We start from the raw sequence: 15,601 nt of genomic DNA on the forward strand, positions 1-15,601 counted from the left end.
AAAGGTGCCCCTTCACAAAAACACACAGGGGAACGACGTGAAAGACGCGTCAACGTCGTCGGATGCCGTAGAAGAGAGCGGCCCGACGCTTCATCGCGGTTTACAGAACCGACATATTCAACTTATCGCCCTTGGCGGCGCGATTGGGACCGGCCTGTTTCTTGGCATTGGTCCCGCGATTCAAATGGCTGGCCCGGCGGTGTTGCTGGGTTACGCCGTGGCCGGTATTGTCGCTTTTCTGATTATGCGCCAGCTTGGCGAGATGGTGGTGGAAGAGCCGGTATCCGGTTCTTTTGCCCACTTTGCCTATAAATACTGGGGCCCGTTCGCCGGTTTCCTGTCCGGCTGGAACTACTGGGTGATGTTCGTGCTGGTAGGAATGGCGGAACTGACTGCCGCCGGGATTTATATGCAGTACTGGCTCCCCGATGTTCCCACCTGGGTTTGGGCGGCGGCTTTCTTCATCATTATTAACGCCGTCAACCTGGTCAACGTACGCCTGTACGGCGAGGCGGAGTTCTGGTTCGCGCTGATAAAAGTGCTGGCGATTATCGGCATGATCGCCTTTGGCCTGTGGATGCTGTTTGGCGGCCACGGCGGCAGCAAAGCCGGTTTTGATAACCTGTGGAAGCATGGCGGCTTCCTCGCCACCGGCTGGCACGGCCTGGTGCTATCGTTGGCGGTGATTATGTTCTCCTTCGGCGGCCTGGAGCTTATCGGCATCACCGCTGCGGAAGCGCAAAATCCGGAAAAGAGCATTCCGAAAGCGGTCAACCAGGTCGTTTACCGTATCCTGCTGTTTTATATCGGTTCGCTGGTGGTGCTGCTGGCGCTCTACCCGTGGGTGGAGATTAAATCCGACAGCAGCCCGTTTGTGATGATTTTCCATAATCTTGACAGCAACGTGGTGGCCTCCGCGCTGAACTTCGTCATTCTGGTGGCATCGCTGTCGGTCTATAACAGCGGCGTCTATTCCAACAGCCGGATGCTGTTCGGCCTGTCGGTACAGGGCAATGCGCCGAAGTTTCTCGCCCGCGTCAGCAAACGCGGCGTGCCGGTGAATTCGTTGCTGCTGTCAGGCGTTATTACCTCGCTGGTGGTGGTGCTCAACTATCTGCTGCCGCATGAAGCGCTGGGGCTGCTGATGGCGCTGGTGGTGGCGACGCTGCTGCTGAACTGGATCATGATCTGTATGGCGCACCTGAAGTTTCGCGCCGCGCAGCGTCGTAAAGGCCGCGAATCGAAGTTCAAAGCGTTACTGGCGCCAGCCAGCAACTACTTCTGTATCGCCTTTCTCGGTTTGATTCTGGTGCTGATGTGCACCATTGACGGGATGCGTCTATCGGCGATACTGCTGCCGGTGTGGATTATCTTCCTGTTTGCCGCTTTCAAACTGCTGCGCCGCCCGGCGTAAGGCTTATCGCCCCGCGGAATGGCGGGGCGACATTACAAATGCTATGACGACAGCGCGCCCGACAGTGAACGAATGTCGTTGCCGGTTGGCGTCTGGTGAATACGCAGGCCGAACTCGTCAACCACCGCAAAGATATGGTCGAAGATATCCGCCTGAATGCCTTCATACTCCGCCCACACCACGGTATTGGTGAAGCAGTAGATCTCAATCGGCAGGCCGTTAGCGTCCGGCGCCAGCTGGCGCACCATCATGGTCATATCCTTACGTAGCCGCGGATGGTTACGCAGATACTCCTGCAGATAGGCGCGGAAGGTGCCGATATTGGTCATTTTGCGCAGGTTAAGCACCGACGGTTCATTAGCGTGCTGTTGGTTCCACTCGTTAATTTCCTGATGGCGCGAGTCCATATAGGGCTTCAGCAATTTGGCCTGAATCAGCCGCTGCTGCTCCTGCTCGTCAAGAAAATGGATGCTGGTGGTATCGATGTTCAGGCTGCGCTTAATGCGACGACCGCCGGAGGCCGACATCCCGCTCCAGTTTTTAAACGAATCCGAGACCAGCGACCAGGTGGGGATCGTGGTGATAGTGTTATCCCAGTTGCGCACTTTTACCGTCGTCAGGCCGATATCAATAACCGCGCCATCGGCGCCGTATTTTGGCATCTCCAGCCAGTCGCCGAGTTTGAGCATGTCGTTGGCGGAAAGCTGGATCCCGGCCACCAGGCCAAGAATCGGGTCTTTAAATACTAACATCAGCACGGCGGCCATCGCGCCAAGACCGCTAATCAGAATCGCCGGCGACTGGCCAATCAGCAGCGATATGATCAGGATGCCGATAATAATCGCCGTGACCAGCTTAATCCCCTGGAAGATACCTTTAAGCGGCAGCTGCGAGGCGGTGGGGAATTTTTGCGCCAGGTTGAAAATCACATCCAGCAGCGAGAAGAAAGAGAGCATGGCGTAAACCATGACCCACAATTGCGCGCAGGTAGATAAGATTTCCGCCGCTTCGCTGCCTTTCTGCAGCCAGAGCACGGCCTGAACGTTGACGATAATCCCCTGCAGGGTGAACGCCAGGCGGTGGAAGAGTTTATTTTGCGTAATGATCTGCAGCCATAAATGGCTGCTGGCCTGCGCCCGCTTTTCAAAGGTGCGTAGAACCACTTTGTGCAGAATGAGATGAACGACAATCGCCGTCAGAAAAATAATGCCAAAAGTAATGATGAGCGAGGTGGTAGGGGTGATTTTGATGCCTAATGCGGCGATTTGCGATATTAATTCCTGCATAACGTCTCCTGTACATCCAGCGGTTATGATGACCGCTGGATGACTATTATGCAAATCAGAGGTTACACAGTTGTGAATCAGGACGCCGTCGCCGCCGGCTGCAGGTTCAGGTGATGGCGCAGCCAAAGGGCAATAGCGCCCAGCAGCAGCATCATTGCCACCTCGACCAGCAGGAAGACGATCAGCGCCTGCGTATAGTCACCGCCGCCGCGCTGGGCCAGGGTTAAGAACAGTGAGCCGAGAATGGCCGGCCCCAGCCCCAGCGTCGCCTGCTGCAGGGTGCTGAGGATGGCGCTACCGGCTCCGGCGTCGCAGGCGCGAATGTCCCGCATCCCGATACGATAGAAACTGTTGACGATTAACGCCTGACCATAGCCGATCAGCGCGGTGGCGGGCACCAGCGCCAGCGTCGTGGTCCGCAGGCCAAGTTGATAAAAGGTGAGGCTTAGCAGCAGCAGGCCGCTAATCTGCACCGCCAGACCGATCAGCAAAATCCGTCCCATGCTGTAGCGAGCGATAAGCTTTGGCGCGTACAGCGCGGAGATAAAATAGGCCACCCCGAGAGCGATAAAACTGTTGCCGGACTGCCACGGCGCCATCCCCAGCCCGGCCTGCATGGTCAGCGCCATACAAAACATAAAGCCGGACCAGGCGCTGAAGAACAGCAGCGCGATAGCCATACCAAAACGGATGCTGGTGAGCTTCAACAGCCGCGGCGGCAGCAGCGGTTGCTCGCCGCGCTGCTGCTTACGCAGCGCGCTCAGGCGCATCCAGCCGAGCAGGGGGAGTACGGCCAGCAAAAGCAGCTGTAGCTCCCATGGCCAGTGCAGTTCCGGCCCCAGCGCCATCGGAAACAGCAGGCTGCAAAGGATTAACGCCAGGCTGAAAGTTCCCTGCCAGTCGATGCTGGAATGGCTTTCGCGGCGGGTTTCCGGCACATAGCGGCGGCTAAAGGCCAACACCAGCAGGCAGATAGGCACGTTGATAAAGAAGGCGTTGCGCCAGCCGAGCCCGGCGATATCGGCGGAGACCAGCCAGCCGCCGCCCATCTGGCCGACGATAAACGCGATGCCGCCGATGCCGCCGTACAGGCTGATCGCCCGGGCGTGAGCGGTGCCTTTCAGGGTGACGTGCAGGGTGGCGAGGATTTGCGGCACGATCAGCGCCGCGCCGGCACCTTGCAGCGTTCGTGCGGCGAGTAGGGCGTTAATGGAGTTAGCCATTCCGCATAGCAGTGAGGCGATACCGAATACCGCCACCCCCCACAGAAACAGGCGGCGGCGCCCATAGTTATCACCCAGTTTGCTGCCCATCGCCAGGCAGACGGCAAAGGCCACGCCGTACAGCGCGACGATAAGCTCCAGTTGAGTGGCGCTGGCGTCGAGGGAGTGGGTGATCGAATCCAGCGCCACGTTGGTTATCGAGGTATCAATTAACGGCAGCATCTGGCCGGTCAGTAATAGCAGTAAGCCGGCGCGGCCGGGTGAAACAGCAGACGAATTCATCGGATCTCTCCATTGCGTCATTCAGCGGATGGCCGTAGCATCTCCGATTAATTAAACGGGTACCAGTTCCTGTCTATACTGGTATTGGTACTACCATGCTGGAGGAACAATGACGCTAATGCTGCAACGTGAGGCGCTGAATCTCGCGCCCGATGATAGCCGTAAACAGCTGGGAGCATTTCTGCGCGCCCGCCGCGAAAGCCTTGACCCGCAGCGTCTCGGCCTGCCGCGCGTCGGGCGGCGGCGGACGCCGGGGCTGCGCCGGGAAGAGGTGGCGATGCTGGCGGACGTCGGCGTGACCTGGTACACCTGGCTTGAGCAGGGGCGGGAAGTGAATCCGTCGGCGGCGGTATTAAGCGGCGTGGCCAGCGCGCTGCAGTGCAGCCCGCTGGAAACCCGCCATCTGTTCGTACTGGCCGGCTTAACGCCGCCGGAGAATACGCAGGCCACGGTTTGCGAGGGGATCAGTCCCGGAACCCGACGCATGCTTGATAGCCTGATGCCGCAGCCCGCCAGCATTCAGAAACCGAACTTTGATATCGTCGCCTGGAATGACAGTTTTTGCCGCCTGATGGGCGTTGATTTCGCGACGATTGCCGAAGAAGACCGCAATTGCATCTATCTCTATCTCACCTGCGAAGCCTGGCGTAGCCGCATTGAAAATCGCGATGTGTTGCCGACTTTTGTTTCCTATTTTCGCGCGGCGATGGCTGAGCATCGCGGTTCGCCAGAGTGGGAAGATAAGCTGGCGCGCTTTTTCGCCGCTTCAGCGGAGTTCGAAGCGCTATGGCACCAGCGCTATGAGGTGCGCGGCGTCGAAAACCAGGTGAAAAATTTTAACCATCCGCAGCTCGGGCGCTTTAGCCTGCAGCAAATGTACTGGTATTCCGCGCCGCGCAACGGTTCGCGTCTGCTGGTCTATTTACCGCTGGATGAAACCGGAGAACAGGCGCTGGCCTGGTTGGATCAACAGGGCTAAGCCCGCAATGGACAAGGAACGCTTATGAACGTCACCCGCAAGCAGCAGCGGATTCTTCAACGCGCTATTGAGCAATGGCAGCAGGAGGGGGTCCTGAACAGCAGCGACGGCCAACGGCTGTCAGCGTCGCTATCTGTCCGTACTTTCGACTGGCAGCGCCTGAGCCGCTATGCCTTCTGGACCGCGATAGCCTGCGTCTTGATTGCGCTGGGGAGTCTGTTCGCCGACGCTGAATTGATTGCGGCGATTATCAATCTGTTCAGCGATTCCGCTGTCGCGCGGATTATTCTGCCGACGCTGCTGGCCATCGCATTTTACTATTGGGGGTTCCGCCGCCAGCGGCGCGAATCCCAGTGGCACTACAGCACCGAGGCGATTTTGTTCCTCGGCGTCGTCTGTACCGCCATTGCCTTGTGGCAGCTAGGCGATCGGCTGGACGACGGCAGCGGCCATGTGGCGCCGCTAATACTGCTCGGCTGCGCCATTTACGGCCTGATAGGGTTTTTCGCCCGCTCCGGGCTGGTGTGGCTGTTCTTCCTGCTGGCGTTAGGTAACTGGTTTGGCGCGGAAACCGGCTATGTATCAGGTTGGGGCGCCTACTGGCTGGGGATGAGCTTCCCGATTCGTTTCGTGCTGTTCGGCGGCGTGCTGCTGGCGCTGTGCTACTTGATGCAAAATGTATTACGCCAGCGGCAGTTGTTTACCGTTAGTAAGGCGATGGGGCTGACCTGGCTGTTTGTCGCGCTGTGGATCCTGTCGATTTTCGGCAACTACGATTCCGATAGCTGGTATGGGGTGAGCCAGGCGCAACTGCTGCCGTGGGGGCTGCTGTTTGCGCTGGCGGCGGCGATCTGTATTTATATCAGCCTGAAAACCGACGATGGCATGCTGCGTGGATTTGGCCTGACGTTTCTTGCCATCAACCTCTACACCCGCTTCTTCGAATTCTTCTGGTATAGCCTGCACAAGGTGGTGTTCTTCCTTATCCTGGCGGTATCGCTGGCGATGATTGGTCGCTACGCCGAGCGGATCTGGCACGCCGGCGAGGGGGAGAAAAAGTAACGGTTTTTCCCTGCTAAGCGTAAGCGATCGCCGCAGCCCTCCCCGGATGGCGGCGCGTTGCGCCTTATCCGGGCTACGATCCGGCACTCGGTTGGTAGCCCCGGTAAGCGTTAGCGCCACCGGGGAGGGATGCGCGCGGAGATTAGATCTCGGTGATGGTGGTGGACTGCGGCAGGCGGGATTTCGGCAGCGCGGCGTTGAAGTCTTCCACGCTGTGATGACCGACCGGCACCACGACCACGCTGGTATAACCTTGCGCTTTCAGGCCAAATTCTTCGTCGAGGATAGCGAAATCGACGCCTTCGATAGGCACCGCATCCAGACCCATTGCCGCCACGCCGAGCAGGAAGTTGCCCACGTTAAGATAAACCTGCTTCGCCATCCACTGATCGTCATCCTTCAGCTCTTTGCGGTGCATATCGGCAAAGAAGGTGCGGCCTTTGTGGTTACCGGCTTTGGCTTCCGGAGTGGCAAAACGGCCATCGGTATCTTCCTGATCAACGACTTTTTCCAGCCACGCATCGTCCATCGCGGTTTTCGCACAGAACACGACAACGTGGGAAGCGTCGAGGATTTTACGTTCGTTGAACACGTAGGTGCCGCTGGCTGCTTTCGCGACGCGAGCTTTACCTTCATCGCTGCTAGCGACGATAAAGTGCCACGGCTGAGAGTTGGTGCTCGACGGGCTATATTGCAGCAGCGTTTTCAGGTTTTCCGCCTGTTCAGCCGTCAGTTTTTTCGCCGGATCAAAAGCCTTAGTGGAGTAACGTTTTAAGGCAACTGAGATAATATCCATGACTCTTCCTCACAATTTTCAGCCCCTTACGGGCACATTTCGTGGGATGAAGAGTACAGCGATGCGCGGGAAATGATAAGAGTGAAAAATGCGATAACACTTATCGCATTTATTTGAAAATCAGCCGGGACGCAGCCGGCGCTGGTCTTTTTTTGCCAGCTTATCCACCACCAGATTCCATGAGTCGTCAATAAGCTCGGCAAGTAAATCCTCGCTGATATCCTCGCCCGGCACCACGGTGATCCAGTGCTTTTTGTTCATGTGATAACCCGGCTCGATACTGCGGTAAATTTGCTGATTGAGCAGCGATTTTTGCGGATCGGCCTTCAGGTTGACTATGGCTCGCCCGCGAAGGGTCATGGTCAACATGAAAATACGCCCGCCGACTTTAAACACGTCATACTCCGGGCCAAACGGCCAGCAGTGTTCGGTGAAAGGGTAGGTTAGCGCGATACGCTGCGCGTGATGGTGTAGCGCTTCGTTATCCATTACGACTCATTCTCATGCAGCGCATTCCACATGGCCTCAAAACCGAGGGCAATGATCTCGCGAGCGCGCTGCGGATCGTGGCTGGCGAACTCGATGGTGGTTTCGGCCAGCGACAGGAACAGGGCATCGCCGAAAGCGCGATAGGCGTCGCTAAGGAAAACCGCTTTCACCGACAGCTGGCACATTTCGTTAAGCTCGGGAAAACTCTCTTTGACCTGGATGCGCGTTTCATCGGTGATGCGTTCGCTCAGCGCCATACGGCGAATGGCGCGGTATTCCATAGGGTTACGCATTCCCCAGTCGATATAGCTGTTCCAGATGTTGCGCGCGTTCTCTTTCGGGCGTTTTTCGTCAGGATTGAGCCCGTCGATCATCGTCTGTACTAAGCGCATCTTAATGGCGAGGTATAACTCGTTGAGCAACTCATCTTTGGTGGCGAAATAGCGAAACAGCGTTCCCTCGGCAACCCCCGCGCTGCGGGCTATCGCCGATGTTGAAGCGGCAATGCCGGACTGGGCGAAAGCGGCCGTGGCGGCTTCCAGTAACGCTTGTTTTTTATCTTCACTCTTAGGACGAGCCACTACATTTTACCTCGCTGAAAGTTAAACCTCGATCTAATCACGGCGGACCGCACAACTGCAACGGCAGATGTCAAAAATTGAAAATAGTCTTGACGATTTTCTACTCCTTCCTAATAATGAGTGCTTACTCACTCATAATCAAGTTATATCATAAAGTCTCCTGGATGGGGCTTTCGTCTGGTCAGGATATGAACCGTGTCACCTTTAGCGTGGTCGCCATTATGTTATTAGCAGCAGCAACGACATTGCCGTTTGTTCTTAATGCCGGTTTTGGCAAAGCGCCGCAGGGTGCGCAGCTCAGTCTTGTCGAACAGTCGCCGAACTACCGTGACGGCCAGTTCCATAACCAACTGCCGACGCCGGGATTCACCGGCCAGAAAAACATGCTGGCCGCGTGGTGGGATTTTCTGGTCACGAAACGAGAAAACGCGCGCCCGCAGCAGCCGTTGCCGCTGGTGAATACCGATCTTGCCGGTTTGCCGTCTGGCGAAGACGTCATGGTCTGGCTCGGGCACTCATCGTGGTATCTGCAGCTGGCGGGTAAACGTATCCTGATCGATCCGGTATTTAGCGATTACGCCGCGCCGTTCTCCTTCATCAATAAGGCCTTCCCCGGCGACTACCCGTGGAATGCGCAGCGGATGCCGGAGATCGATCTGCTGATTATCTCCCACGATCACTACGACCATCTCGACTACGCCACCATCAAAGCGCTGATGCCGAAAGTTAAACGCGTGGTGACGCCGCTCGGCGTCGGCTCGCATCTGCGCTACTGGGGAATGGATGCGGCGATTATTGATGAAGTGGACTGGAACCAGACGATAAAAATCAGCGATGAACTCACCGTACACGCGCTGCCGGCTCGCCATTTCTCCGGCCGCGGGCTGAAACGCAACCAGACCTTATGGGCCAGCTTCCTGTTCGTCACCCCGCAGGAAAAGATTTATTACAGCGGCGATAGCGGCTATGGCCCGCATTTTAAGGCCATTGGCGAACAGTTTGGCCCTATCGATCTGGCAATCATGGAAAACGGTCAATATGACCAGGACTGGAAGTACATCCACATGATGCCGGAAGAAACGGCGCAGGCCGCCGATGATTTACGCGCCCGGTCGGTATTACCGGGGCACGCCGGACGCTTTGTGCTGGCAAAACACAGCTGGGACGATCCGTACCAGCGGCTGGCGGCAGCCAGCGAAGGACGTGAGTGGCGTTTAGTCACGCCAATGCTGGGCGAACCGGTGTGGGTCGCTGATAAGACACAATCATTTAACGCCTGGTGGCGCTAACCGCCAGAGTGGTTCAGAAGGAGAGAAGAGATATGAATATATCCGCTCAGGTGATTGACACTATCGTGGAATGGATTGATGACAATCTACATCAACCACTGCGAATTGATGATATTGCGCGCCATGCCGGATACTCGAAATGGCATCTGCAACGGCTGTTTTTGCAGTACAAAGGGGAAAGTCTCGGGCGCTACATTCGCGAGCGTAAACTGCTGCTGGCGGCGCGGGACCTGCGCGATACCGATCAGCGGGTTTATGATATCTGCCTGAAATACGGCTTTGATTCGCAGCAGACTTTCACCCGTATCTTTACCCGTACCTTCAATCAGCCGCCGGGCGCGTATCGCAAAGAGAACCACAGCCGTGCGCACTGAGCGCCGGCTGCATACCAGTCCGCCTCTATCGGCGGGCTTTTTTTGCTCTCGTACGGCTTAATCAGCCAGCGAGAACCAGCGGCGCCATATCCAGCGCAATACCAGATATTCAACTACCCCCAGCGCTAAGAACCACAGGCAGAAGATTAGGGTATAGAGCTGGTTGAGATCCATCAGGTGGAAGGATGTGACCAATTTTTGCGCCAGCGTCAGGCCGAGCGAGGGCGCCGGCAGCAATAAGCATGAGATCAGGGCTAACAGCAAAATGCCGGCGGCGGATAACAGCGTTTCCAGCGGGTGTTTCATTATAGTGTTAATCGTCAGTTAAAAAACATATTGTCTGGTAAAAAGTCCGTTAACGCAATATGCTTTATCCGCTTATTAATTTACGTCATTCATATTATTTCTAATACTATTAATTAAACCCCCTCTGTTAATTTATTGAGTAATATTTGTGATTAAGTTAATTGCACCGCGATGTAAATTAACGTCATTTATTATCCCAGCATTTTTACAAAAGTATAGGTACTATATCCCACTATTGTGGCGATAATAATTGCCAGTGCGACATACAGCACCAGCCGGCGTCCACGGTAGATTCCAAACATGTTTCACCTCGTTTATAAATGGTTTAGAAATACCCTGTAATATTTGTTTTTCAGAACCAACTTACCATGTATTTTTTAATTTGCGAGTAAATAAATATTCTGGCTGGATAATTTGATCTTGCTCGCAAAACGCATTAATTCATTGGCCAGAAATGATTTCAGGCTTTCCGAATGACGGAATTTAAAAGGAAACTTAATTTTGACCCGGATGATTAACCCCCACAACATCACGCCTTCGGGCGACAGCGCGCCACAGCAGGCTTATCAGCAAACAGTCGAAGCGGTACTGGCGCAAAAAAAGAGCCATGCCGACGGTCTCAGCACCGCTGAAGCCGTCGGGCGCCTGAAATCATACGGCCCTAACGCGCTGCCGGAAAAGAAAGGCAAACCGGCCTGGCTGCGTTTTCTTGCCCACTTCAACGATGTCCTGATTTACGTCCTGCTGGCCGCTGCCGCGCTCACCGCGGTGATGGGCCACTGGGTCGATACCCTGGTTATTCTCGGCGTTACCGTCATTAATGCGTTGATCGGTCATATTCAGGAGAGCAATGCCGAAAAATCGCTGCAGGGGATCCGCAACATGCTCTCCAGCGACGCCCGCGTCCAGCGCAACGGCAAGCATGAAACCATCCCCACACGTGACCTGGTGCCGGGCGATATTGTTATTTTGCGCGCTGGCGATCGCGTCCCGGCGGATATGCGCCTGATTGAAAGCCACAATCTACGGGTCGAAGAGGCGATTCTCACTGGCGAATCAACGGTGGTGGATAAAACCACTGTGGCGTTGCAGGGCGAGCTACCGCTGGGTGACCGCACCAATATGGTCTTCTCCGGCACCACTATCAGCGCCGGCAGCGGCGTCGGTGTGGTCACCGCTACCGGTCAAGAGACCGAGCTAGGCCACATCAATCAGATGATGGCGGCTATTGAAAAGCACCGTACTCCGCTGCTGGTGCAGATGGATAAACTGGGGAAAGCGATTTTTGTCATCATCCTCGCAATGATGGTGGCGCTGTTCTTCTTCAGCCTCGCGTTGCGCGATATCCCGCTGGGTGAGCTGCTGCTGTCGCTGATTAGCCTCGCGGTGGCGGCGGTGCCGGAAGGCCTGCCGGCGATTATCTCGATTATTTTGTCGCTCGGCGTACAGGCGATGGCGCGCAAGCGGGCAATTATCCGCAAGCTGCCGACGGTTGAAACGCTTGGCGCGATGACCGTGGTGTGTTCGGACAAGACCGGCACTCTGACCATGAACGAAATGACGGTGAAAGCAGTCATCACCGCCGACTGCTGCTACCGCGTTGAAGGCGACAGCTATGAGCCGCAGGGGCGCATTTTCCAGGAGGGCAGCGACGAGCCGGTGGTGGTCCAGCCGGGCAGCGTTTTGGAAACCTACCTCCGTACCATCGATCTGTGCAACGACAGCCAGATCGTTCAGGACGAGCGTGGCCTGTGGGGGATCACCGGCGGCCCGACCGAAGGGGCGCTGAAGGTGCTGGCGGCGAAAGCCCAGTTAGCGCCGGTCGCCACCCGGCTGGTGGCGAAAATACCCTTCGACTCGCAGTACAAATATATGGCCACCCATCAGCAGATCGGCGATGAGGAGCGGGTGCTGATTACCGGCGCGCCGGATGTCATCTTCGCCCTGTGCGGCCAGCAGATGAGCAAGCAGGGACCAAGGCCGTTTGACCGTCAGTACTGGGAAGATGAAATGGCGCGCTTCGCCCGCCAGGGGTTACGGATGGTTGCCGCCGCCTGTAAACCGGCAACCGTCGGCAGCGCCACATTGACCCACGATGATCTGAAGGAAGGTCTGGTGTTCCTCGGCATCGCCGGAATGATGGATCCGCCGCGTCCGGAGGCGATTGATGCGATCCACGCCTGCCAGACCGCCGGGATCCGCGTGAAGATGATCACCGGCGACCACCCGCAGACGGCGATGAGCATCGGTCAGATGCTGGGGATCGCCAACAGCCGCCAGGCGATGACCGGCTATCAACTTGAGCATATGGATGATGCCGAGCTGGCGAAGGCGGCGGTGGAGTTTGATATTTTCGCCCGTACCAGTCCGGAGCATAAACTGCGTCTGGTCAAGGCGCTGCAGGATAGCGGCGAAGTGGTCGGGATGACCGGTGACGGCGTTAACGACGCCCCGGCGCTGCGTCAGGCCGATGTGGGCATCGCCATGGGCATTAAAGGGACCGAGGTGACCAAAGAGGCCGCCGATATGGTGCTTACCGACGACAACTTCGCCACCATCGCCAGCTCGGTGAAGGAGGGGCGTCGCGTCTACGATAATCTGAAAAAGACTATCCTGTTCATCATGCCGACCAACCTCGCGCAGGGACTGTTGATCATCATTGCGCTGCTGGCGGGCAATATTATTCCGCTGACGCCGGTGCTGATTTTGTGGATGAACATGGCGACCTCGGCCACGCTCTCCTTCGGCCTGGCCTTTGAAGCCGCCGAGCGCAACGTGATGAACCGTCCACCGCGTAAGACCGGCCAGCACGTGATGGATGGGTTCGCCGTCTGGCGCGTCGCTTTTGTCGGTTCGATGATTGCCGTCGCCGCTTTTGTTCTCGAAGCCTGGCTGGCGCCGCGCGGCCACAGTGCTGAGTTCATCCGCACCGTACTACTGCAGATGCTGGTGACCGCCCAGTGGGTCTATATGATCAACTGCCGCAGCAGCGACAGCTTCTCCCTGAACAAAGGATTGCTGCGCAACAAAGGCATCTGGCTGGTGACCGGCGTCTTGTTGCTGATGCAGCTGGTCATCATCTATGTGCCGCTGATGCAGAACATGTTCGGCACCGAAGCACTACCGCTGCGCTACTGGTTCGTGACCCTGGCGATTGGCGTGGCCATGTTCCTGGTGGTCGAAGTCGAGAAGCGGCTAACCCGCCGTTTGCGTAAACCTACCTGATACCGAATGGCGCCCCTTCAGGATAGAGCGGGCGCCATTTTCGTTTAGCCAGGTTTTTGGGTTTCCACCGCGATCATGGTGACGAACGGATGGTATTGCCACGGTATGCTGCCGCCCTTTTGATACATTTTTGAAATCGTACCGTCGAGGTAGAGCATCTGGCGCACGTGGAGTTTGGACTGTGCGTAACAGGCGAAATCGTAGAAATTGGTTTCGCGCTCGCTAAGCATAAATACCACCCGTCCCTGCTTATCAATGCCGACGCCGTTGCGCAGTTTGCGCGAGCTGGCGGAGGGCTTCAGCCGCCAGTTGATGGCGCCGTTTTCAATCAGCATTGGCCCGGACTGCACGGCGTAGGTTATCTCAGGCGATGGCTTAAATTTATTGATAGGCGTTATTCCCGCCCGCTGGCCCTTCAGCCAGAATACGCCGCCGGGGCGAATGAAAAAGTTGCCGCCGCCGGAGGCGCGGTTGAGGGGCTTTATCTGCTCGCCATTTTCGATATACAAGCCCAGCGGTTCGTAGGCCTTATCGTATATCCCGCCGTTCATCGCCATCTGGACGCGGTCGTCTTTATTGATATCGGACAGCAGCGAGCGTAGCGATCCCCAGGCTTTGCCATTTTGCTTTTGCCAGTACATCACGATGCGCTCTTGCTGCGGATTAACCGTATAGCTTTGCAAGGTCAGCGTTGGGTCAGTGAGCGTACAGGCAGCATGGGTAAAGGCGGTGAAGGGAAGAAGCGCAAGAGGGAGCAGGCGGCGTAATAACATGAACAATCCTTTTGAATATCCTGCGCCGAGTATACCCGTTTCGCTTCCTTATGCCGCCCAAATCTCGCAATGCTTTTGTACCAGGCCGATCAGCGAACCGCCGTTGGCGATGAATTCGCGCATCTGCTGCGCTTCGCTGATGGTGGACCTGGCCTGGCGCACAACCGATTCCAGCGCCGCGCTGGCGTGCACCTTATGGGCAAAGGGCGCCAGTCTGTCGGCTAACTGTAGAATGTTCGCGCGGATGCTTTGTTGTTCTCCGGACCAGACATCGGTTATCACCCCGTCGAGGCCGTAACGACAGGCCTGATAGCGGTTGAAAGGGTAGAGGAGGTAATCCTCCGGCTGATGTTTAAACGGCCGTTCGCTTAACAGCCAACAGGCCAGCGTCTGGATAAATCCGGCGATATTCACCGCCTGGCCTATCGTCAGCGGCGTATCCATCACCCGCACCTCGACGGTACCGAAAACCGGGCTCGGGCGAATATCCCAGTGCAGATCCTTCATGCTGTCGATCATGCTGGTGTAGCTCAGGCGGCGGAATAAACGCTGAAAGGCCTGCCAGTTCTCTACCCACGGCATCGGCCCGTTATCGGGATAGGAAGAGAAACGATTCAGACGCGAACAGGCAAAGCGGCTGTCGGTGCTGTCGAACCACGGCGAGGCGGCGTTGAGGGCAATAAAGTGCGGTACAAAGCGTGACAGCCCGTGCAGCAAATAGATGGCGTCGTCGCCGTTCTGACAGCCGACGTGAACGTGCTGGCCAAACACCGTCGCCTGCTTTGCCAGATAGCCGAAGTGCTCGACGGTTTTCACATAGCGCGGGTTATCGCTGATTTGTTGACGCTGCCAGGCGTGGAAAGGATGCGAACCGCCGCCGCATATTTGCAGGTGGTGATGGAGAGCGGCGCGTTGTACCGCCTGATGGATGGCGCCTAGCTGTGTGGTGGCGTGGCTGATATCGCGACAGATGCCGGTGGCTATCTCCAGCATGCTTTCGGTGATGTCGTGTTTGGCCTCTCCCGCCGTCAGTTCGCGTTGGATATCGGCAATCAGCGTGGAGGCATCCTGGCTGAGGTCGTATCCCGGCGGGTTGACGACCTGTAACTCCAGCTCAATACCAAGCGTAAAAGGCGCTGAAACGTGAAAATCGGGTAGCGTCATCGTCTTTCTCCTGTCCCCGCTTAAACTGCAAGTATAGGAGAAGCGCAGTGAGTGCGGACGGGATGAGAAAACCCCGGTGGCGCTGCCGCTTACCGGGGCTACAGAGTTGTGCTATTTGGTAGCCCGGATTAGCGTAGCGCAATCCGGGAGGCCGGGTGGCGTATCGCTGACACCGGTGCAGGTGGCTTCAAAATCCCCGGTGGCGCTGTCGCTTACCGGGGCTACAGAGTTGTGCTATTTGGTAGCCCGGATGAGCGTAGCGCAATCCGGGAGGCCGGGTGGTGTATCGCTGACACCGGTGCTGGTGGCTTCAAAATCCCCGGTGGCGCTGTCGCTTACCGGGGCTACAGAGTTGTGC

Annotated in this window: 14 protein-coding genes; 6 read left to right on the forward strand and 8 right to left on the reverse strand. The window is 56.7% G+C overall.

What is annotated here, in order from left to right; genetic code table 11:
• Positions 1 to 37: 37 nt before the first annotated feature.
• Complete coding sequence (pheP, locus tag ABLV08_RS05130; protein ID WP_015367815.1) at positions 38 to 1,414, forward strand: phenylalanine transporter; 1,377 nt, start codon at positions 38 to 40, stop codon at positions 1,412 to 1,414.
• Between the two features lie 41 nt (positions 1,415 to 1,455).
• Here the strand turns inward: pheP and ABLV08_RS05135 are convergent, their stop codons facing one another.
• Positions 1,456 to 2,700, reverse strand: a complete 1,245-nt coding sequence (locus ABLV08_RS05135; RefSeq protein ID WP_015367814.1) for a mechanosensitive ion channel family protein — start codon at positions 2,698 to 2,700, stop codon at positions 1,456 to 1,458.
• A 77-nt stretch (positions 2,701 to 2,777) separates the two neighbouring features.
• Positions 2,778 to 4,205 (reverse strand): MFS transporter, encoded by a 1,428-nt coding sequence (locus ABLV08_RS05140; protein WP_015367813.1) that lies wholly within the window; start codon positions 4,203 to 4,205, stop codon positions 2,778 to 2,780.
• A gap of 109 nt (positions 4,206 to 4,314) precedes the next feature.
• On the opposite strand from ABLV08_RS05140, the gene ABLV08_RS05145 reads away from it, so the two are divergent.
• Together ABLV08_RS05145 and ABLV08_RS05150 are read left to right on the forward strand one after the other, a co-directional pair.
• Positions 4,315 to 5,184: a helix-turn-helix transcriptional regulator gene (locus tag ABLV08_RS05145; protein ID WP_020079399.1), complete on the forward strand. Its 870-nt coding sequence runs from the start codon at positions 4,315 to 4,317 to the stop codon at positions 5,182 to 5,184.
• Positions 5,185 to 5,208: 24 nt separating this feature from the next.
• Positions 5,209 to 6,246 (forward strand): DUF2157 domain-containing protein, encoded by a 1,038-nt coding sequence (locus ABLV08_RS05150; RefSeq protein WP_020079398.1) that lies wholly within the window; start codon positions 5,209 to 5,211, stop codon positions 6,244 to 6,246.
• Positions 6,247 to 6,388: 142 nt separating this feature from the next.
• On the opposite strand, the gene nfsB is transcribed toward ABLV08_RS05150, so the two are convergent.
• From nfsB to ABLV08_RS05165, 3 genes are all read right to left on the reverse strand, one after another.
• Complete coding sequence (nfsB, locus tag ABLV08_RS05155) at positions 6,389 to 7,042, reverse strand: oxygen-insensitive NAD(P)H nitroreductase (RefSeq protein ID WP_348855626.1); 654 nt, start codon at positions 7,040 to 7,042, stop codon at positions 6,389 to 6,391.
• A 120-nt stretch (positions 7,043 to 7,162) separates the two neighbouring features.
• Positions 7,163 to 7,531: an MmcQ/YjbR family DNA-binding protein gene (locus tag ABLV08_RS05160; protein ID WP_015367809.1), complete on the reverse strand. Its 369-nt coding sequence runs from the start codon at positions 7,529 to 7,531 to the stop codon at positions 7,163 to 7,165.
• The gene (locus ABLV08_RS05165) at positions 7,531 to 8,112 is read right to left on the reverse strand and encodes a TetR/AcrR family transcriptional regulator (protein ID WP_020079397.1); all 582 of its coding nucleotides are present in this window, start codon (positions 8,110 to 8,112) and stop codon (positions 7,531 to 7,533) included. The genes ABLV08_RS05160 and ABLV08_RS05165 overlap by 1 nt, the downstream gene beginning before the upstream one ends.
• Before the next feature lie 188 nt (positions 8,113 to 8,300).
• On the opposite strand from ABLV08_RS05165, the gene ABLV08_RS05170 reads away from it, so the two are divergent.
• Positions 8,301 to 9,401, forward strand: a complete 1,101-nt coding sequence (locus ABLV08_RS05170; protein ID WP_020079396.1) for an MBL fold metallo-hydrolase — start codon at positions 8,301 to 8,303, stop codon at positions 9,399 to 9,401.
• Positions 9,402 to 9,433: 32 nt separating this feature from the next.
• Positions 9,434 to 9,775 carry a RamA family antibiotic efflux transcriptional regulator gene (locus ABLV08_RS05175; RefSeq protein WP_015367806.1) on the forward strand — a complete coding sequence of 114 codons (342 nt, stop codon included), beginning with the start codon at positions 9,434 to 9,436 and terminating at the stop codon, positions 9,773 to 9,775.
• Positions 9,776 to 9,832: 57 nt separating this feature from the next.
• Here the strand turns inward: ABLV08_RS05175 and ABLV08_RS05180 are convergent, their stop codons facing one another.
• Positions 9,833 to 10,081 (reverse strand): DUF1158 domain-containing protein, encoded by a 249-nt coding sequence (locus tag ABLV08_RS05180; RefSeq protein ID WP_015367805.1) that lies wholly within the window; start codon positions 10,079 to 10,081, stop codon positions 9,833 to 9,835.
• Positions 10,082 to 10,582: 501 nt separating this feature from the next.
• On the opposite strand from ABLV08_RS05180, the gene ABLV08_RS05185 reads away from it, so the two are divergent.
• Positions 10,583 to 13,306 (forward strand): cation-transporting P-type ATPase, encoded by a 2,724-nt coding sequence (locus tag ABLV08_RS05185; RefSeq protein ID WP_172614010.1) that lies wholly within the window; start codon positions 10,583 to 10,585, stop codon positions 13,304 to 13,306.
• A 44-nt stretch (positions 13,307 to 13,350) separates the two neighbouring features.
• Here ABLV08_RS05185 and ABLV08_RS05190 read toward each other — a convergent pair whose 3' ends face one another.
• Together ABLV08_RS05190 and ABLV08_RS05195 are read right to left on the reverse strand one after the other, a co-directional pair.
• Positions 13,351 to 14,079: a phosphodiester glycosidase family protein gene (locus ABLV08_RS05190; RefSeq protein WP_154105330.1), complete on the reverse strand. Its 729-nt coding sequence runs from the start codon at positions 14,077 to 14,079 to the stop codon at positions 13,351 to 13,353.
• A gap of 48 nt (positions 14,080 to 14,127) precedes the next feature.
• Complete coding sequence (locus tag ABLV08_RS05195) at positions 14,128 to 15,243, reverse strand: YbdK family carboxylate-amine ligase (RefSeq protein ID WP_032712811.1); 1,116 nt, start codon at positions 15,241 to 15,243, stop codon at positions 14,128 to 14,130.
• Between the last annotated feature and the right edge of the window lie 358 nt (positions 15,244 to 15,601).

The organism is Klebsiella sp. CN_Kp088, assembly GCF_040064335.1.
Classification (GTDB): domain Bacteria; phylum Pseudomonadota; class Gammaproteobacteria; order Enterobacterales; family Enterobacteriaceae; genus Klebsiella; species Klebsiella aerogenes.